The sequence below is a fragment of the Streptomyces sp. NPDC046727 genome (assembly GCF_040645635.1).
GTDB lineage: Bacteria > Actinomycetota > Actinomycetes > Streptomycetales > Streptomycetaceae > Streptomyces.
Map to the genome: position 1 here is coordinate 113,532 of NZ_JBEYYR010000026.1, position 18,324 is coordinate 131,855.

13 protein-coding genes and 1 tRNA gene are annotated in these 18,324 nt (G+C 72.6%); 7 read left to right on the forward strand and 7 right to left on the reverse strand.

What is annotated here, in order from left to right; all coding sequences use genetic code 11:
• Positions 1-56: 56 nt before the first annotated feature.
• A tRNA-Gln gene (locus ABZ937_RS28250) sits at positions 57-127 on the reverse strand.
• Between the two features lie 6 nt (positions 128-133).
• Positions 134-1,006, reverse strand: a complete 873-nt coding sequence (locus tag ABZ937_RS28255) for a hypothetical protein (protein WP_361696141.1) — start codon at positions 1,004-1,006, stop codon at positions 134-136.
• 166 nt (positions 1,007-1,172) lie between these two features.
• On the opposite strand from ABZ937_RS28255, the gene ABZ937_RS28260 reads away from it, so the two are divergent.
• On the forward strand, positions 1,173-2,498 hold the full coding sequence (locus tag ABZ937_RS28260; RefSeq protein ID WP_361696142.1) for a histidine kinase: 1,326 nt from the start codon (positions 1,173-1,175) through the stop codon (positions 2,496-2,498).
• 30 nt (positions 2,499-2,528) lie between these two features.
• Here the strand turns inward: ABZ937_RS28260 and ABZ937_RS28265 are convergent, their stop codons facing one another.
• On the reverse strand, positions 2,529-3,023 hold the full coding sequence (locus ABZ937_RS28265; RefSeq protein WP_361696143.1) for an SUKH-3 domain-containing protein: 495 nt from the start codon (positions 3,021-3,023) through the stop codon (positions 2,529-2,531).
• A gap of 49 nt (positions 3,024-3,072) precedes the next feature.
• Entirely contained in the window at positions 3,073-3,588 is a 516-nt protein-coding gene (locus ABZ937_RS28270; protein ID WP_361696144.1) for a YwqJ-related putative deaminase, read from the reverse strand.
• 308 nt (positions 3,589-3,896) lie between these two features.
• On the opposite strand from ABZ937_RS28270, the gene ABZ937_RS28275 reads away from it, so the two are divergent.
• The 3 genes from ABZ937_RS28275 to ABZ937_RS28285 all read left to right on the forward strand — a co-directional run bounded on the left by ABZ937_RS28275 (position 3,897) and on the right by ABZ937_RS28285 (position 9,153).
• The gene (locus ABZ937_RS28275) at positions 3,897-4,907 is read left to right on the forward strand and encodes an SMI1/KNR4 family protein (RefSeq protein ID WP_361696145.1); all 1,011 of its coding nucleotides are present in this window, start codon (positions 3,897-3,899) and stop codon (positions 4,905-4,907) included.
• 10 nt (positions 4,908-4,917) lie between these two features.
• Positions 4,918-7,983 carry an SUKH-4 family immunity protein gene (locus ABZ937_RS28280; protein ID WP_361696146.1) on the forward strand — a complete coding sequence of 1,022 codons (3,066 nt, stop codon included), beginning with the start codon at positions 4,918-4,920 and terminating at the stop codon, positions 7,981-7,983.
• A 291-nt stretch (positions 7,984-8,274) separates the two neighbouring features.
• Positions 8,275-9,153, forward strand: coding sequence for a cellulose-binding protein (locus tag ABZ937_RS28285; RefSeq protein WP_361696147.1), 879 nt, complete (start codon positions 8,275-8,277; stop codon positions 9,151-9,153).
• A 21-nt stretch (positions 9,154-9,174) separates the two neighbouring features.
• Here ABZ937_RS28285 and ABZ937_RS28290 read toward each other — a convergent pair whose 3' ends face one another.
• Both ABZ937_RS28290 and ABZ937_RS28295 read right to left on the reverse strand, forming a co-directional pair.
• On the reverse strand, positions 9,175-10,818 hold the full coding sequence (locus tag ABZ937_RS28290) for a cation acetate symporter (protein WP_361696148.1): 1,644 nt from the start codon (positions 10,816-10,818) through the stop codon (positions 9,175-9,177).
• Positions 10,815-11,237 (reverse strand): DUF485 domain-containing protein, encoded by a 423-nt coding sequence (locus ABZ937_RS28295; RefSeq protein WP_361696149.1) that lies wholly within the window; start codon positions 11,235-11,237, stop codon positions 10,815-10,817. The genes ABZ937_RS28290 and ABZ937_RS28295 overlap by 4 nt, the downstream gene beginning before the upstream one ends.
• Before the next feature lie 313 nt (positions 11,238-11,550).
• Between ABZ937_RS28295 and ABZ937_RS28300 the strand changes: the two genes are divergently transcribed.
• Positions 11,551-12,720 (forward strand): alpha/beta hydrolase, encoded by a 1,170-nt coding sequence (locus ABZ937_RS28300; RefSeq protein WP_361696150.1) that lies wholly within the window; start codon positions 11,551-11,553, stop codon positions 12,718-12,720.
• 178 nt (positions 12,721-12,898) lie between these two features.
• Here the strand turns inward: ABZ937_RS28300 and ABZ937_RS28305 are convergent, their stop codons facing one another.
• Positions 12,899-14,395 (reverse strand): MFS transporter, encoded by a 1,497-nt coding sequence (locus ABZ937_RS28305; protein ID WP_361696151.1) that lies wholly within the window; start codon positions 14,393-14,395, stop codon positions 12,899-12,901.
• A gap of 445 nt (positions 14,396-14,840) precedes the next feature.
• Here ABZ937_RS28305 and ABZ937_RS28310 point away from each other — a divergent pair, with 445 nt between their 5' ends.
• The gene (locus tag ABZ937_RS28310) at positions 14,841-15,629 is read left to right on the forward strand and encodes an ABC transporter ATP-binding protein (protein ID WP_361696152.1); all 789 of its coding nucleotides are present in this window, start codon (positions 14,841-14,843) and stop codon (positions 15,627-15,629) included.
• Entirely contained in the window at positions 15,626-18,208 is a 2,583-nt protein-coding gene (locus tag ABZ937_RS28315; protein WP_361696153.1) for an FtsX-like permease family protein, read from the forward strand. The genes ABZ937_RS28310 and ABZ937_RS28315 overlap by 4 nt, the downstream gene beginning before the upstream one ends.
• Positions 18,209-18,324 lie beyond the last annotated feature (116 nt).

Here is an 18,324-nt window from a genome sequence, read left to right on the forward strand (position 1 = left end):
ATATGCGTGCGGGCCCTGACGGTGGTGTATCAGTCAGGACCCGAACCGAGCATGCGCTCCCGGGGGAGGACTCGAACCCCCATGATCAGAACCAAAATCTGACGTCTTGCCCTTAGACGACCCGGGAATTCCGCTATGTCCGATTTGCTAGATCGGTTGCGGTGGCAGCACCTACTATGCCGTACCAGGCGCCCTCCACGCGACGATACAAGTCGGCACTCTTGAGTACGTAGATGACCAGGCAGCCGCGATATGTCTCCGAGGTGTTCTTCCGGCTCGTTTTCGGGTTGTGCTTCTTGAGCGTGGCCTGTTGGAACGTGGAGGGCTCCGCGCCGACCAATGCGGCCCAGAATGCCTCGGCCTCTGCCGTGTTGGCTGACTCGTGGATGCTGACCCTGAAGCGCAGTCGCTCGCGCTCGACGCCGAGGACGTCGAGCCAGCGTAAGAAGAAGCTGACGACGTTCGGGTCGCTATTGATGAAGTGGAGCCGCTCGCGGCGACTGTATGGCTTGTCCTTGGCGCCCTCTGCCCAGTAGAGGGCCACGCCTGTAAGGAACACCTCCCGGTCTGACAGGCCGCCTACGGCTTGCCTGGCGGCCGCCTTCGTGCGTTGGCGCTCCTCCTCGCGTCGTTGCAGCGTCGCTTCCCAGCCCCGTCGGGCGATAGCCGAAGCCTCCTCAGGCGTCCGCTTGCGCTCCGGCCTCGGGAGATCCCGTACCCACAGTGAGATCGAACTCTTCGAGCAGCCCAGCTCGACCTGGATCTGGTCGTAGGTCCAGCCCTGGAGTCGTAGCTCCCGCGCCTTGTCCCGGAGGTCGTCCTTCGCGTTCGGGCGCTTCGTCCACTCGGGGGGCGGCTCGCCCTCCAGGAGGCGGTTGAGGATGTCGTTGTTGTCGACGTGCAGCCGGTCTCGGATCTGCCGGCGGCTGAGTCCCGCCCGGCGCAGGGTGACCGCCCGCTCGCGCAGGCCCTCGAAGTCGGCGTATCTGCCCTGTGCATGTGCCATGCGCATACCGTCCGGCCGGAATGGGGTGTTCCGGGATCGAACGGGAAGGGTTCACCAGTTCGAGTGATACCGGTGGGTTTCGAGGTCGTTCGGTTACTCAGTGTTGTCCGTGCCGGTAGGTGAAAGTCACCGGAAAAGCCGTACCCGTCGCCCGTAGGCTGGAGGCATGACCACGACGGGGGAAGACCATGCCAGGGCCTTGACCGGCCCTTGGTGGTGGGCGAGGTGGCGTAGCGCGGTGCTCGACGGGAGTCTCGCGCTGGTGTCCGCCGTGGAGTGTGCGGCGGAGGGGATTCCGTTCGCCCGGGACGCGGGGGTTCCGGCGTCCGTGGGGATCGTGTTCGGGTTGATCGCCGGTTCGGTGTTGTTGGTGCGCCGGAAGTGGCCGATCGCGGTGGTGCTGGTGGCGATCGCGATCACGCCTGCCGAGATGGGTTTCCTGATGGGTGTGGTCGGCCTGTACACGCTGGCGGCGGCCGAGCTGCCGCGGCGGATCATCGGGGCGCTGGCGGGGATGTCGCTGCTGGGGACGGCGGTGGTGACGTTCGTGCGGGTGCGGCAGGACATGGCGCGTGGTGATCTGACGCTGGGTGACTGGTTCGTGCCGTTCGCGGCGGTGGCGACGGCGTTGGGGCTGACGGCTCCGCCGGTGCTGCTGGGCCTGTATGTGGGGGCGCGGCGGCGGTTGATGGAGAGCTTGCGGGAGCGGGCGGATTCGTTGGAGCGGGAGCTTCAGCTGCTTGCGGAGCGTGCGGAGGAGCGGGCCGAGTGGGCGCGTGGCGAGGAGCGGACGCGGATCGCGCGGGAGATGCACGATGTGGTGGCGCATCGGGTGAGTCTGATGGTGGTGCATGCGGCGGCGTTGCAGGCGGTGGCGCGGAAGGATCCTGAGAAGGCGGTGAAGAATGCTGCCTTGGTGGGGGACATGGGGCGGCAGGCGTTGACCGAGTTGCGGGAGATGCTCGGGGTGTTGCGGGCGGGGGCGGATTCCGAGCGGCGGGTTGCCGAGGTGCCGTTGGCGGCGGTCGGGGAGGCGGCTGCTGCGGCGGCTGCGGAGGCGGCGTCGCGGGCGGCTGATGAGGCGGGTGCGGTGGAGGGGCCGTGTCTGTCGGAGCTGGACGAGTTGATCGGGCAGTCGGCTGCCGCGGGGATGGTGGTGGATCTGTCGGTTCAGGGGGAGGTGCGGGCGTATGCGGCGGAGGTCGAGCAGACGGCGTACCGGGTGGTGCAGGAGGCGTTGACGAACGTCCACAAGCATGCGGCGGGTGCGAAGACGCATGTGCGGTTGGCGCATCGGGTGTCGGAGATCGCGATGCAGGTGGAGAACGAGCCGCCGCCGGAGCCTGCGTCGGCGTCGGCGGCGGGGTTGCCGTCGGGTGGGAACGGCTTGGTGGGGATGCGGGAGCGGGTCGCGGCGCTGGGTGGTGTGTTTGTGTCGGGTCCGACGGATGCGGGTGGTTTTCGGGTGTCGGCGGTGATTCCGGCGGCCTAGGCCCCCTGGCCCCCTGGTCCCCCCTGGTGCTCAGCCCGCGGTGAGTCGTACCGGTTGGATGCCGGTGATGAGGGTGGTCAGGGCGTGGTCGATGTCGGGGCCGACGTACCAGTCGCCGGTGTGGTCGATGGTGTAGACGCGGCCTTCGGTGTCGATGGCGAGGAGGGCGGCGGTGTCGGTCTCTTCGCCGAGGGGGCACATTTCGGTGCCGAGGGCGCGGCCGAGGTCGCCGAGGGTGCGGGCGAGGTGGAGGCCGTGCAGGGGGTCGAGGTGGAGGGTGGCGGGGGCGATCTGGCGGCCGGGTCCGCCGGGGGTGATGCGGAGGCCGCCGAATTCGGCCCAGGCTTCGACGGCGGCGGGGAACACGGTGTGCCGGTGTCCGGCGGGTGAGGTGTGTTCGCGTAGGGCGTCGGCCCAGATCTCGGCCTGCTTTATGTCCCAGCGTCCGGGTTGCCAGCCGGCGGTGCGCAGGGCGGCGTCGACGGGGACGGGGAAGCGCGTGGTGGAGGTGCGGTCGGGGTGCATCTGCCCTTCGATCGTCGTGTGTGCTGGGTGGTTCGGGGGACGCCGGGTGTCAGCCGTCGGTTGCGGTCGGGTCGACGATGCGGACGCCGAAGTGGGCGCTGAGGGCGGTGCAGGCGCGGCAGGGGGTGGCGAAGTTGCCGTGGAGGGGGTCGCCGTCCTCGCGTATGCGGCGGGCGGTGAGTTTGGCGTGTTTTAGTGCTTTGCGGGCTTCGCTGTTGGTCATGGGTCTGCGGGCGGCGCGTTTGTTGCGGGCGGCGTCGGCGGTGGCGATGTGCCGGGAGATGAGGATGGTCTCGGCGCAGCGGCCGGTGAAGCGGTCGCGTTGGGCGCTGGTGAGGGTGTCGAGGAAGTCCTGGACGAGGGGGTGCAGGGCGGGGGGCTGGTCGCTGCGGGCGGCGGTGCCGGTGAGGGTGGCGCCACGGACGGAGAGGGCGGCGGCGACGGTGGGCAGGATGCCGTCGCGGCGGTGCCGGAGGGTGGGGGCGGAGGGTGTGTCGGTGCCGCTCCAGTCGATGCGAGGGTCGCCGGCCCGCACGTCGGTACCTCCGGTCTGCAAGGTATTCATGATCGTTTTCCCTCCCCGGGCATCCCCCCGAAGGACACAGGGTGCCAAATGCCGTGGCTGGTGCGGAAGCTGGGGCGCCGCGACACGCCCTGTCCGGGTTGTGTCGTGACGGTGGGGTGACGCCTGGTCACGGAGGTGGGGTGGGATTCCGCTTCGTGTGCCGGCGGTGTTCTCGGTGCTGCCGGGCGGGTGTGGGGTGTGGGGATGCGGTGGGCCGGTGACCGGGGTTCGCGTACCGCATAGGCTGTCGGCATCCGCGATCGACACCGCCGTTCAGGCCAGAGAGAACGCCGCAGGGGGCAACCGCCATGACGACAGGTCGGCTCGGGCAACAAGCCGCGCCGCCGAACGCGGCCTACGCCGGGCAGGTCGTGCACTTCCCGGATCCGGTCCGGGCGGCGCGTCACCCGAGAGGGGTACGGGTCGATGAGCGTGGTTATCCGGATTTCTCGCCGTACGCGCGCGTGGCGGTGGAGATCGCGGAGCCGCCGGAGGGTTTCGGGGTCGACGAGCTGCGGCTGACGGACTATGTGTCGGCGAACGCGGCGCTGGCGGCGGCGGGGCACGAGTTGTGGGACACGGTGCCGGATGTGGCGACGCCGCACGGCTGGACGTGGCATCACGTGGCGGGTACGCGGCGGCTGGAGCTGATTCCGGTCGAGGTGAAGGCGCTGCTGCGGCATCACGGCGGGGTGGCGACGACGGCGGTGGATCACGCCAAGCGGGGTACGCGGCCGTTGCAGGAGTCGCGTCCGGCGCATTTCGGGTTGCCGAAGTCGGGTGTGGCGGTGACGGAGGCGCAGGTGCAGGGGGTCGAGGAGGACCTCGGCTACCGGTTGCCCGGTGCCTATCGTTCGTTCCTGAAGGCGGCGGGCGGCTGCGCGCCGGTCGGTACGGCGTTGGACGCCGGGCTGGGGCTGCTGGTGGACCAGCCGTTCTTCACGGTGCGGGACGAGGCCGCGGTCAATGACCTGGTGTACGTGAACAAGTGTCTGCGTGACCATCTGACGAAGGACTACCTCGGGGTGGGCTTCGTGCAGGGCGGGCTGCTCGCGGTGAAGGTGAAGGGCGAGCGGGTCGGTTCGGTGTGGTTCTGCGCGTACGACGATGTGCGGGACGTGGATCCGTCGTGGTCGCCGGCGGAGCGGGTGGAGCGTCTGCTGCTGCCGTGCGGTGACGGCTTCGACGTCTTCCTGTCCCGGCTGGCGGGTAGTCCGCCGGAGTTGGAGACGGTGGCCAATCTGATGGTGGACGGCGGTTTCGCCCGTGTCGTCCCGGTGTCTTCCGGCTCGGCGTCTTCCGGCCCGGTGGGGGAGTGAGCTGCAGGCGATGGTGACCTACGCGCAGGCGCAGGAGCGCGCCGAGGAGTGGATCAACGGCGATGTGCCCGCGTACCAGCACCGTGAGGTGCGGGTGCGGGAGTTCGAGCTGGGGTTCGTGGTGTGGGGCGAGGACCGGGCGGAGGGTCCGCGTTCGGACGCGGGCGGCCAGCGGCTGGTCATCGCCCGGGACAGCGGGGAGGCGACGCTGTGGCCCGCTCTGCCGGTGGGTGAGGTGATCCGCCGGTACGAGGAGGAGTACGGCCGTGCCGAGGAGCCGCAGGACGCGGTTCCGGCGCCTGCGCCCGCGCGGCTGGATCTGAACCAGACGTCGTTCCTGCTGACTCCTCCGGAGTGGTTGCAGGAGGCGGCGGACAAGCTGGGCTTGGGGGACCGGCGCCAGGAGGGCGCGGGGGGTTCGGCTTCGCCGGCTTCCGGTGGGGCGCCGGCTGCTGACTCGGGGTCTGTTTCTGATGGGGGGTCGGTTCCGGGTGGCGGGCCGGCCGAGACGCAGGCCGGGGTGCCGGTGGGTACTTCGGGAGGGGCGCAGGGTGGTTCCGGTGCGCCGGACGCCTCCGGTGTGCCCGGGGCGCCCGGGGCGCCCGCTCCGGCGGACGTGCCTGTGGGGGCCACGCCGTGGGCCGGTACCGACACGAACGCGGATTCCGCTGAGGACGACCGTTCCGTGCCGTTGCCCGCGACGGTGTTCGCTCCGCCGTTGAGCGACCCGGGTGAGGCGCCGCGCCCGTCGGCGGTCGCGCCGGACGCGCCGACGGCGTTGATGTCGGGTGGCAGCCAGCTGCCGCCGACGGCGGTGGCGCCGGCGCTCGATATGCAGGACGCGTCAGGAGCGCAGGGCTTCGCGCCGGGCGGGCCTGGTGCCCCCGGGGCGCCTGTTCCTCCGGGTGCGCCCGGCGCTCCGCAGGGCAGCACGCCCCCGCCGGCACCGGGCACGCCGGCGTACGGCCACCCGCACGCGCCGTCGGCCCCTGGCACGCCTCCGCCGGGCGTATCGCCGTACCCTCCGGCGCACGGCACTCCGCCCGCGCCTGCCATGGGTCCTGGCGCGCCGGGCGCCCCGCAGGGCAGCACGCCGCCGCCTCCGCCGCCTGGTGCCCCGACGTACGGCTACCCGCAGGGCCCCGGCGCTCCGCAGGGTGCTGCTCCGGGGTACGGCTACCCGCAGGCGCCGGGCGGTGCGCCGAACGCGCCGCAGCCTCCGGCGGGGCCGGGTGCGCCCGCGCGGCCGCTCGCGCCCCATGCCGGGGACATCGCGGATGCCGCGACGAGCAAGGCGGCGCCGCCGCCGAAGAAGGCGCGCGGGGGAGTGGGTGCGCCGCCTCCGCCGCCGGGTGCGCCCGGCACGCCGGGCGCGCGCCCAGGGAGTGCGACTCCGCCGCCCGCGCCTGCCGGTGGGTATGTGCCGACTCAGCTCGTGTCGGCGCTCGGGCCGGAGGGTCCTGAAGTGCAGGGCGGTCCGGGGAGCGCGGACGGGGCGCAGGCGCCGGGTGCGCCGAGCGCTCCGGGGGCTCCGGGCGCTCCCCATCCGCCGGCCGCGCCCCCGGGTGCTCCGGGCGGTACGCCTCCGGGCAATGTGCACCAGGCGGCCACGATGCTGGCCGACCCGAGTCAGCTGGGCGGAGGCGCGCCGCAGCGTCCGGGCGCCCCGGGTGTGCCCCCCGCGCCGGGGGCACCGCAGCCCCCGGGCGCCCCGGGCATGCCTGGCGCTCCGGGCGCTCCTGGCGCACCGAATGCTCCGGGCGCCCCCGGCACTCCCCAGGCCCCTGGCGTCCCCGGCGCTCCCGGCGCACCGCAGCCGCCGAACGCCCCCGGTGTCCCTGGCGCGCCCGGCGGTGCTCGTGGTGCCGTGCACCACGCCGAGACCGTGCTGTCCGCGCCCCCGGTGGCCGGTCCGGGCGCGCCTCCGCCGCCGCCCGTCCCCGGCGCACTCGGTGGGCCGGGCGCCCCCGGCATGCCTCCGGGCGCTCCGGGCACCCCGTCGCCGATGCCGCCGGGTGCCATGCCGCCGCCGGGTGCGATGCCGCCGCCGGGCGGGCCCGTGCCGGGGCAGGCTCCGGCGTACGGGTATCCGCAGCAGGGGCAGCCGACGGTCGGCCCCGGCTATCAGGCCGTGCTGCGCTACCGCGCGCAGGACGGTTCCGAGCAGCAGCTGATCCGGCGTTCGGCGCCGGGTACGCCGCACCCGGAGTGGCAGATCTTCCACGAGCTGCGGGCGATGAACGTGCCGCCGGACCAGGTGCTGGAGCTGCACACGGAGCTGGAGTCGTGCGCGCTGCCGGGTGCCTACTGTGCGCGGATGATCCGCGAGCAGTGGCCGCAGGCGCGGATCACGAGCATCGCGCCGTACGGCACGGACCATGCGAGCCGGCAGCAGGGCATGCAGCAGTTGCTGGCGCACCAGGGTGAGTTGCACCAGGTGGCGGACGGTCCCGCGCGGCCGGCGCCGGTGCGGGCGCCGTTGCCGCCGGTGCAGGGGGTGCCGCCGGTTCCGCCGGAGGGGATCGCGCAGGAGCTGGCGGCGGCGTTCGGGCCGGGGGTCTTCCGGTTCGAGCAGCAGGCGGTGTCCCGGCAGGGCGTGCCGCCGGTCGTGGCGCACACGCTGGTGGTGGCCGGACTGCCGCTGGACATGGGTCCGTTCTTCTGGGCGCAGGCGCAGCCGGGCCGTCCGGTGCCGACGCTGGCGGAGCTGGCGGCGGAGCGCGGGGTGCAGCCGGCGGCGGACGCGGGCTCGTACCTCGTCATGGGCACCGACTTCGGCAAGGCGATCTGTGTGCAGTACGGGACGGCGAACATCGTGGCCGTGCCGGTGGAGGCGGGGCCGGGCGGTGCGCCGGTGCCGCCGCAGTTCGTGAACAGCGGGCTGCCGGAGTTCGCGCGGTGCCTGGCGCTGCTGGGCCGGATGTGGAGGCTGCGGTTCGGGCTGAACCAGGAGCAGGCGGGCCGTTGGACCGTCGACTTCCAGGCGCAGCTGGCCGCCCTCGACCCGGCGGCGCTCGGTTCGCCGGAGAGCTGGTGGTCGGTGCTGCTGGAGCAGATGTGGGACGGGCTGTTGTAGCCCCCTGCGCTCGCCGGTGTCCGGGCCCTTCACGCGCGCGCGTGAAGGGCCCGGACGTGTTTCCGTGGGGTTTTCCGTGCGCGGCCGCCGCGGGCGGTGCCATTCGGAGCAACACCGTCACTCTTGAGGGGGGTGTGCTCCAAGTGGCCGTGTCCGCCACGCCATTGCGAAGTGCGGCGATTCGACCGTGACGTCACTACGGAGTGTCGCGTTATGGACACTTAGGCCCGATCCATGATGATGTGCGCGCAATCAGGGTGTCGCGTATGTCCGGTGGAGAGGGGTCCCAGGGTGAGCAGCGCATCGATGCCGCCGCACGGCTTCGTGACCGTCCGCGGGCGTGGCTACCGCCCCGACCAGGTCGACGCGTACATGGAGGCGCTGTGCGAGAACCGGGACGCCGCCTGGGAGCGCGCCGCGCGGCTGACCGTGCTCGCCAAGGACATGGAGGCGGAGGTCGTGCGGTTGCGCGAGGTCGTCGCCCAGCTCACGCCGCAGACGTACGAGGCGCTGGGGGAGGGCGCGCGGCGCTTGTTCCAGGTCGTGCTGGAGGAGGCGGCGGACCTCCGGGAGCGGGCGCGGCGCCAGGTGCTTGAGCAGGTCGCGCAGGCCGAGGCGCGTGTCGAGCGCGCCCGCCGGGAGGCGCAGGACGCGGCGGACGCGGTGCGTGCGGAGGCCGACGGGCGCGCCCGCCGGCTGCTCCTCGCGGCGAAGGCCGAGGCCGACGACCTGCGCATCGGCGCCCGGCGGGAAGTGAAGGCGGAGCGCGCGGAGGCGCTCGCCGCGCTGCGCGAGGCTCGCGAGCAGACCACCGCCCTGCTGGCCGAGCAGTCCCGGGAGCACTCCGCGCGGTGGGCCGAGATCGAGCGCGAGGAGGCCGAGCAGGTGGCCGGGCTGTACGCCGACCGGATGAGCGAGGCCGAGGCCGAGCTGGCCGACGCCGAGCGGGCCTTCAGCGAGGCCGAGGAGGCGGCGCGCCGCTCCCAGGAGGAGGCAGACGCGCGTGCCGCCGAGATCCTCGCCGAGGCGCGTGCGCGTGAGGAGCGCATCGCCCGGGAGACGGAACGGGTGCTGCGCGAGCACAGTGAGACCTGGGACAGCGTCCAGGCGCACATGGACTCCGTGCGCGACAGCCTCATCTCACTGACCGGCACGGTGTCCACGGAGTAGCCGACACCCCGTCACCTCACCTCACCGCCCTTTCCGTACCGCGCCCGCCAGGATCCGCCCCTCCACCGCCTCGTACTGGTGCCGCTGCCGCTCCGCCGTCGCGCGGCCCGACAGCACCGTGCCGAGCCAGCCGAAGAAGAAGCCGGCCGGGATGGAGACGATGCCGGTGGTGGTGAACGGGAACCAGTTGAAGTCGGCGTGCGGGAACGCCGACACGGGTGATCCGGAGACGAGATTGGTGCCCGGCATGAGCAGCAGCACGGTCAGCGAGCCCCCGACCAGTGTGCCCATCAGCCCGCTGCGGGTGTAGCGGCGCCAGAAGAGGCCGTAGACCAGGGCGGGCGCGAGGGCGGAGGCGCCCAGGCAGAAGGAGAGCGTCACCAGGGGCTGCAGGCTGTGGTGCTGCACCAGGGTGGCCAGCAGGATCGTCGGGACCCCTATGGCGAGCGCCGAGACGCGGGCCAGGATCATCTCGCGGCGGGCCGGCATCTCCCGTACCCGGGCCGCGAACACGTCGTGCGCGAGGGAGTTGGCGCACGCGAGGATCATCCCGGCCACCGAGGCGAGCAGCGTCAGGAAGATCGCGGTGGTGACCATGGTGAACAGGAAGGTCTCCGCCGTCGACACGTCGGCGCCGAACACCGCGCGCGTGCCCAGCAGGTACGCCGTGTTGCCCTGCGGGTCGGCCGCGGAGATCGCCGGGCGCCCGACCAGGGCCGTGGCTCCGAACCCCACCACCGTGACGACCAGCACGAACAGGGCGACGAGCGACACGGCCCAGGACATCGAGCGGCGCACCTGGCGGGCGCTGGAGGCGGTGTACATGCGCATGGTGATGTGCGGCAGGCAGGCGCCGCCGAGCACGACGGTCAGCTCCGAGGCGATCATGTCGACGCGGGACGTGGGCGTGGTGCCGAACTCCAGTCCGGAGCGCAGGAAGGCCGGTCCGGCGCCGCTCTGCCGCGCCGCGGTGGTGAACAGGGCGCCGGGGTCCCAGTCGAAGCGGCGCAGGACCAGGGCGGCGACCACGGCGCCGGAGCCGATCAGCATCACGATCTTCAGGATCTGGATGAGCGCGGTGCCCTTCATGCCGCCGATCGCGGCGTAGGCGATCATGAGCGCGCCGAGTCCCACGACGCACCCGGTCTTCAGGGACTCGTTGGTGAAGCCGAGGATGAAGGCCATCAGCTGCCCGGTCGCGGCCAGTTGGACGAGCATCAGCGGCAGCAGCGCGGCGATGGTCACCGCGCACGCCGTGACGCGGACGCAGCGGCCGGGCAGCCGGCGGGCGAGCGCGTCGCCCATGGTGAACCGGCCGGCGTTGCGCAGCGGTTCGGCCAGCAGGAACATCAGCAGCATCAGCGACAGCGCCGTACTGAGGGCGAGGACGACACCGTCGTAGCCGCACAGGGCGATCACTCCGCCGGTGCCGAGGACGGTGGCGGCGGAGATGTAGTCGCCGGCGATGGCGAGGCCGTTGCGCAGCGGGGACAGGGAGCCGTAGCCGGTGTAAAACTCGTCGAGGTCGTCCCGGTCGGGGCCGGTCATCACGCACAGCAGCAGGGTCACCGTGGCGACGGTGGAGAAGGCGACCAGGGACATGGACTGGGCGGAGTCGCTGAACCCGGCGAGGCCCGGGTGGGGCGAGGAGGCGGCGCCGGTCATCGTGTCGCTCCTCGCCGCGCGTCCAGCTCGGCGTGCCTGCGGATGCGGTCGGCGAGCGGATCGACGTACCGGCGCGCGGTGTGCTCGTACAGGACGATCGCGAGCCAGGTGACGGGGAGTTGGAGGAGGGCGAGCAGCAGGCCGGCGGGGATGCCGTCGGCGACGGTGCTCGTCATGACGCCGGGCGCGCACGCGGACAGGACGAGGAACAGCGTGAAGTAGCCCAGCGCGGTGAGCGCCGCGGTGCGCCGCTGCCGACGGTAGGCGCCGCGCAGCACGCGCAGGTCGCTGTGGTGGCCGAGGGGTTCGCGGGGCGGCCGGTGGTCCGGGCGGGGCGGTTCGGGGGGCCCCGGCGGCTGCCAGGGGTAGGTCGGCTGGGGTGAGTACGAGTACGACGGTTGCGGCGGGTCGTAGGACATCCCGGGGCTCCTTGCGCGGCTCGGGTCCGTGGCGGCGGACCGCAGGGAGGTGGGGGGAACTGAGCCACGCACGCTACTCGCGGAGTCCGGGGCGCGCGGCGATTTCACCGAACTGGCCGGTCGGTATGCGCTTTCCATGCGGCGATGGGCCCACCTGGGCCGCTACCGCCAGAACACGCGGCCGTACGACCCGGGGTGGACGCCCCGATCCGAACTCCCGCCCGTGGTACGGCCCTTCGCGCCCGTGGGCGCACACGCGCATACCTCTCTGAGGCGATGTCCGCACCCCCGCCCCCGGCCTACCATCCGGCACATGGACCTCTCTCGCGCGATACCGCGCCGGGCCGCCGTCGCCGGCCTCGCTCTCGCCGTGGCCCTCTCCCCGGCCGTCCTCGCCCCCGCCGCCCAGGCGGCCCCGGTCCCCGCGACCGCCCGTGCGGCCGAGGCCCCGGCCGCACTGCCCCGCCCCACCGGACCGCACCCCGTCGGCGGCTCCACCCTGCACCTGGTCGACAGCGCCCGCCAGGACCCCTGGGTTCCGGCCGCCGGTGCACGGCAGCTGATGGTCTCGCTGTACTACCCGGCACGCCCCCGGGCCCACGGTCCGACCGCCCCGTACATGACCGCCGACGAGGCGCGGCTCCTGCTGCGGGCGAAGGTGCCGGGGTCCTCGGTCCCGCCCGAGACGATCAGCGGCATCCGGACCTGGGCGCACCCCGGCGCGCGCCCGGCGCACGGGAGATTCCCGCTGGTCGTGCTCTCACCCGGCTTCACCCTGCCGCGCGCCACGCTCACCGGTCTCGCCGAGGACCTCGCGAGCCGCGGGTACGTCGTCGCCGTCGTCGACCACCTGTACGAGACCACGGGTACGACGCTGCCCGACGGGCGGACCGTGCCGTGCGCGATCTGTGACGTCCCGCCGGACGGCGGTCCCGCGGCCGTCGCCCGGAGCCGGGCCGCCGACCTCTCCTTCGTGCTGGACCGCCTGACGGGCGCTCAGCCGGCCTGGCGGTACGCCCGGATGATCGATCCGGCGCGGATCGGCATGGCGGGTCACTCCCTGGGCGGTGACGCCACCGCCGTCACCATGGCCGCCGACCCCCGGGTGCGGGCGGGCGCGAACATGGACGGCACGTTCTTCGAGCCCGTGCCCGGCACGGGCCTCGGCGGGCGCCCGTTCCTGCTCTTCAGCCAGGCCTCCGGGGTGCAGGACGGCACCTGGAACGAGGCATGGGAGCACCTGGACGGCTGGAAGCGCTGGCTGACGGTCGCCGGGGCCGACCACGGCACCTTCACCGACCTGCCCGTGCTCGCGGAGCAGCTCGGCGTCGCCAAGCCGGACGCGCTGCCCGGGCGGCGCTCGGAGGCCCTCACGCGCGCGTACCTGGCCGCCTTCTTCGACCGGCACCTCAAGGGGGCGGCGCGGCCCCTGCTCGACGGGCCGTCGGCGCGGTATCCGGAGGTCTCGGTCCGCCTGCCCTGACCGGCCGGCTCGCAGGGCGTTCACCGGGCGGCGGCAACGGCGCGGGCGCCTGCCCGGCGGATGCCCGGGCGGCCTCGGTCAAGGGGCCGCGGAGACGGTCCCTCCGCCGACGCCCCGCGGAGACGGTCACTCGGCCGACGCCCGCGGAAACGTCACTGCGCCGACGCCGGAGGAAACGTCACTCCGGCAGCACCGGAAACCGCCGAGGTGCCACCAGCAGCAGCACCACGAACGCCAGCGCCGCCGCCGAGGCGGCCCCCAGGTAGACCGCGTGGACCGCGTCGGCGATCGCCCGCCGGGTCGCCTCGGGGGGCGTGCCGGCGTCCAGCGCGCGCGTGACGGAGTCCAGGTCGCCCGCCCCGCCCAGCCGCGCGGCCAGCACCCCGTTGGCGACGGCGCCGAACAGCGACGCGCCGAGGGTCTGGCCGGTCTGCCGGCAGAACAGGACGGACGCGGTCGTGGTGCCCCGCTCCGACCAGCCCACGGTCGACTGCACCCCGACGATCAGCGGCAGCTGGAACAGCCCCAGCGCCCCTCCCAGCAGCAGCATCAGCAGCGTCGGCTGCCACCACGACCCCGGATACGGCAGGAACGGGAACGCGAACAGGATCAGCGCCCCCAGGCCGATGCCGAGCAGCGCGGTGTCCCGGAAGCCGATCCGCCGGTAGATGTGCTGGCTGAACGCGGCGGACACCGGCCAGCTGAGCGTCCACACCGACAGCACGAACCCGGCGGCCACCGGCCCGAGTCCGAGCACCGACTGCGCGTACGTCGGCAGGAACACCGAAGGCGCCACCATCAGCAGCCCCAGCGCGCCGAGCGCCAGATTGACGGCCGCGATCGTCCGGCGCCGCCACACCCACCCCGGGATGATCGGCTCCGCGGCCCGCCGCTCCACGACGACGACCGAGGCGGCCAGGACGAGCCCCGTGCCGAACAGGGCCAGCGAGGGCGCCGACAGCCACGGCCAGGCGACCCCGCCCTGCACCAGCGCGGTCAGCAGCACCCCGCCGCACGCGAACACCGCGAGCGCACCGGCCCAGTCCACGCGCGCGTGGCCGGCGTTCTCCCGCTCCGGCTCGTGCAGATGACGGACGATCAGCCACAGGGCGGCGGCACCGATCGGCAGGTTGAGCAGGAAGATCCAGCGCCAGTCGGCGTAGGCGGCGAGCACCCCGCCGAGCCCGGGCCCGGCCACCGCCGAGACCGCCCACACCGTGGACAGCTTGGACTGGATCTTCGGGCGCTCCGCCAGCGGGTACAGATCGGCGGCCAGCGTCTGCACGGTGCCCTGCAACGCCCCGCCGCCCAGGCCCTGCACGATCCGGAACGCGATCAGCGCCCCCATGTTCCAGGCCGCCGCGCACAGCAGCGAGCCGAGCAGGAACACGGCCGCGCCCACCACCAGCACCGGCTTGCGGCCGAAGGTGTCGGACAGCTTGCCGTACACGGGCAGCGTGACGGTGACGGCGAGCAGATAGCCGGAGAACAGCCACGAGAAGACGGAGAACCCGCCGAGGTCGCCGACGATCTGCGGTACGGCCGTGGAGACGACGGTGGCGTCGAGCGCCGCCAGGGCCATCGTCAGCATGAGCGCGGCCACCACCGCGCCCCGCCGCCCGGTGCCCTGTTGCCGGGCGGCAGCGCCGCGTATCGCCGGTGTCGTACTCCCCACCGCACACCCCTCCCGTGCTTCCCGCCGGAAGCTACCCCGGTGCCCCCTGCATCCATGTCCGGGACGACAGCTTCCCACGGGGGGCCTGCCTTGACCCTGACGCGACGGAAGGGTGGAGGCTTCCCGCACCGAAGGGTGGAGCCGACCCCGAGAACGGCTCCACCCGCCGGTGGAGCACCCCTAGGGGTTCCTCGGTACTGCGGCTGGGGGAGGGTTCGTCCCGGCGGAGGACGAGACCGGCCGGGGGCGCTCCTTAACCTGGCTTTACGCCGCAGGGGGGCGGTGGACCGTACCGGCAGGGGTGGGGTTTTCCCCCCGGAAAGACGGGGCTTCGCACCAGCGCGCGACACCCCGGCCGGCCGCGAGACTCATCGGCGTACCAAGACGACGACCCGGGACACCGGGCACCGGGCAACGACTTGCCAACCGACATAGGAGACATACCGTGACATCGGCTGTGACCATTCCCAGGCACGGGGGCACTGGAGGGCGTACGGCCGTTGCCGCGCGGGCGCGGCAGGTCGTGAAGGCGTACGGGTCCGGCGAGACCCGTGTCGTCGCCCTGGACCACGTCGACGTGGACATCGCCCGCGGCCAGTTCACCGCGATCATGGGCCCCTCGGGGTCCGGCAAGTCCACCCTGATGCACTGCCTCGCCGGCCTCGACACGGTGACGAGCGGCCAGATCCACCTGGACGAGACCGAGATCACCGGCCTGAAGGACAAGAAGCTCACGCAGCTGCGCCGGGACCGGATCGGCTTCATCTTCCAGGCGTTCAACCTGCTGCCGACGCTGAACGCCATCGAGAACATCACGCTGCCCATGGACATCGCCGGCCGCAAGCCCGACCGGGCCTGGCTGGAGCGGGTCGTGGAGACCGTCGGGCTCGCCGGGCGCCTCAAGCACCGGCCGACCCAGCTCTCCGGCGGCCAGCAGCAGCGCGTCGCCGTGGCCCGCGCGCTCGCCGCCCGCCCGGAGATCATCTTCGGGGACGAGCCGACCGGAAATCTCGACTCGCGCGCGGGAGCGGAGGTTCTGGGCTTCCTGCGCCGCTCGGTGGACGAACTCGGCCAGACCATCGTCATGGTCACCCACGACCCGGTGGCCGCCTCCTACGCCGACCGCGTGCTCTACCTCGCCGACGGCCGCATCGTCGACGAGATGTACAACCCGACGGCCGATCAGGTCCTGGACCGCATGAAGGACTTCGACGCCCGGGGGCGCACGTCATGACCGTCCTGAAGACCTCGCTGCGCAACTTCTTCGCGCACAAGGGACGCATGGCGCTGTCGGCGATAGCGGTCCTGCTGTCGGTGGCGTTCGTGTGCGGCACGCTCGTGTTCACCGACACGATGAACACCACCTTCGACAACCTCTTCCAGGCGACCTCCTCGGACGTGACGGTCAGCGCCAAGGGCTCCTCCGACAGCGGCGAGACCACCTCCCGCACCGGCAAGCCGCCGGTCATGCCGGCCGCCGTCCTCGGTGAGGTCCGCAAGGCCGAGGGCGTCAAGTCGGCCGAGGGCACCGTGTTCTCCACCTCGGTGACCGTCGTCGACGCCGACAAGGACAAGCTGTCGCCCAGCAGCGGCGCGCCCACCATCGTCGGCAGCTGGAACGGCAACGACGCCCGCACCATGGAGATCACCTCCGGTACGGCGCCCAAGGGCCCGGACCAGGTGATGGTCGACGCCGACACCGCCGACAAGCACCACCTGAAGCTCGGCGACGAGATCGGCGTGATCACGGCCGTCGGTACGCACCACGCGCGCGTGTCCGGCATCGCCTCCTTCCAGGTCACCAACCCCGGTGCGGCGATCTTCTACCTGGACACGAAGACCGCCCAGCAGACCCTGGTCGGCGAGAGCGGCGTCTACACCAACGTCAACGTCACCGCCGCCAAGGGCGTGACCGACGCCCAGCTGAAGAAGAACGTCACCGCCGCCCTCGGGCACGACTACAAGGTGCAGACCGCCAAGGAGGTCGCCGACGCCAACCAGAAGGACGTCCAGAGCTCCCTGAACGTCATGAAATACGCGATGCTCGGCTTCGCCGGGATCGCCTTCCTCGTCGGCATCTTCCTGATCATCAACACGTTCTCCATGCTGGTCGCCCAGCGCACCCGCGAGATCGGCCTGATGCGCGCCATCGGCTCCTCCCGCAAGCAGATCAACCGGTCCGTGCTGGTCGAGGCGCTGCTGCTCGGTGTGGTCGGCTCCGTGCTCGGCGTGGGCGCCGGCGTCGGCATCGCGATCGGCCTGATGAAGCTCATGGGCCTCATGGACATGCACCTGTCCACCGACGACCTGACCGTCGCCTGGACCACCCCCGCGATCGGCCTGCTGCTCGGCGTCGTCGTCACCGTCCTCGCCGCCTACCTGCCCGCCCGGCGCGCCGGCAAGGTCTCCCCGATGGCCGCCCTGCGCGACGCGGGCGCCCCCACCGACGCCAGGGCCGGCGCCATCCGGGCGGTCATCGGCCTGCTCCTCACCGGCGCCGGCGGCTGGAGCCTGTACGTAGCCGCCACCGCCGACAAGGCCAAGACCGGCTCCGGCTGGCTGGGTCTGGGCGTGGTGCTCACCCTGATCGGCTTCGTCGTCATCGGCCCGCTGCTGGCCGGCGGACTGGTCCGCGTCCTCGGCGCGATCATCCTGCGGATCTTCGGACCCGTGGGCCGCATGGCCGAGCGCAACGCCCTGCGCAACCCGCGCCGCACCGGCGCCACCGGCGCCGCCCTGATGATCGGCCTCGCCCTGGTGGCCTGCCTGTCGGTCGTCGGCTCCTCCATGGTGGCCTCCGCCACCGACCAGCTCGACAAGACCGTCGGCACGGACTTCATCATCCAGGACGACAACGGCAAGGAGATCGTCCCGAAGGCGGTCCAGGCGATCAAGCGCACGCCGGGCCTGGAGCGCGTCACCGAGTACCGGCTCCTGGACGCGACCCTGACCACCCCGGACGGCAGCGTCTCCAAGGGCGAGACGATCAACGCCGCCGACCCGACCTACGCACAGGACCTGCGGACCAAGACGGTCGCCGGCAGCCTCGCCGACGCCTACCGGCCCGACTCGATGTCCGTCTTCGAGGGCTTCGCCAAGAAGCACGGCATCAAGCTCGGCTCCACCGTCGCGGTCGACTTCATGGACGGCACGACGGGCAGGCTGACGGTCCGCGCGATCACCAGTGACGACGTCGTCATCGACAAGGGCGCGATGTACGCCTCCATCGCCACCGCGGCCAAGTACATCCCGGCCAAGCGGATGCCGCTCGACGACCTGGTCTTCGCCACCGCCGAGGACGGGCAGCAGGCCGCCGCCTACAAGGCGCTCAAGGCCGCGCTGCACGACGACTTCCCGCAGTACACGGTGCGCGACCAGACCGACTACAAGCAGGCCCTGAAGGACCAGATCGGCCAGCTGCTGAACATGATCTACGGTCTGCTGGCCCTCGCGATCATCGTCGCGATCCTCGGTGTGGTGAACACCCTGGCCCTGTCCGTCGTCGAGCGGACCCGGGAGATCGGCCTCATGCGGGCCATCGGCCTCTCCCGCCGCCAGCTGCGCCGCATGATCCGCCTGGAGTCCGTGGTGATCGCCGTCTTCGGCGCCCTGCTGGGCCTCGGCCTCGGCATGGGCTGGGGCGCGACCGCCCAGAAGCTCCTCGCCCTGGAGGGCCTGAAGGTCCTGGAGATCCCCTGGCCGACGATCACCGGGGTGTTCATCGGCTCGGCCTTCGTGGGCCTGTTCGCCGCGCTGGTCCCGGCGTTCCGGGCGGGCCGGATGAACGTACTGAACGCCATCGCGACGGACTAGCGCCCACCGGGCCGACAGCCACCGCATACGGGGGTTGCGGGGGAGAACCGGCGCCGGGAGGTCCCCCAGGGCCCGGCATGGTCCGCGGGGGGGCGGACAACGCCGGTCGTGCGATT

Bases quoted from the DNA above. Each gene is read 5' to 3' on its own strand.
- ABZ937_RS28280 (WP_361696146.1), top strand. From the start codon at position 4,918: ATGGTGACCTACGCGCAGGCGCAGGAGCGCGCCGAGGAGTGGATCAAC.
- ABZ937_RS28300 (WP_361696150.1), top strand. From the start codon at position 11,551: ATGGACCTCTCTCGCGCGATACCGCGCCGGGCCGCCGTCGCCGGCCTC.
- ABZ937_RS28295 (WP_361696149.1), bottom strand. From the start codon at position 11,237: ATGTCCTACGACCCGCCGCAACCGTCGTACTCGTACTCACCCCAGCCG.
- ABZ937_RS28290 (WP_361696148.1), bottom strand. From the start codon at position 10,818: ATGACCGGCGCCGCCTCCTCGCCCCACCCGGGCCTCGCCGGGTTCAGC.
- ABZ937_RS28265 (WP_361696143.1), bottom strand. From the start codon at position 3,023: ATGCACCCCGACCGCACCTCCACCACGCGCTTCCCCGTCCCCGTCGAC.
- ABZ937_RS28270 (WP_361696144.1), bottom strand. From the start codon at position 3,588: ATGAATACCTTGCAGACCGGAGGTACCGACGTGCGGGCCGGCGACCCT.
- ABZ937_RS28255 (WP_361696141.1), bottom strand. From the start codon at position 1,006: ATGGCACATGCACAGGGCAGATACGCCGACTTCGAGGGCCTGCGCGAG.
- ABZ937_RS28260 (WP_361696142.1), top strand. From the start codon at position 1,173: ATGACCACGACGGGGGAAGACCATGCCAGGGCCTTGACCGGCCCTTGG.
- ABZ937_RS28275 (WP_361696145.1), top strand. From the start codon at position 3,897: ATGACGACAGGTCGGCTCGGGCAACAAGCCGCGCCGCCGAACGCGGCC.
- ABZ937_RS28315 (WP_361696153.1), top strand. From the start codon at position 15,626: ATGACCGTCCTGAAGACCTCGCTGCGCAACTTCTTCGCGCACAAGGGA.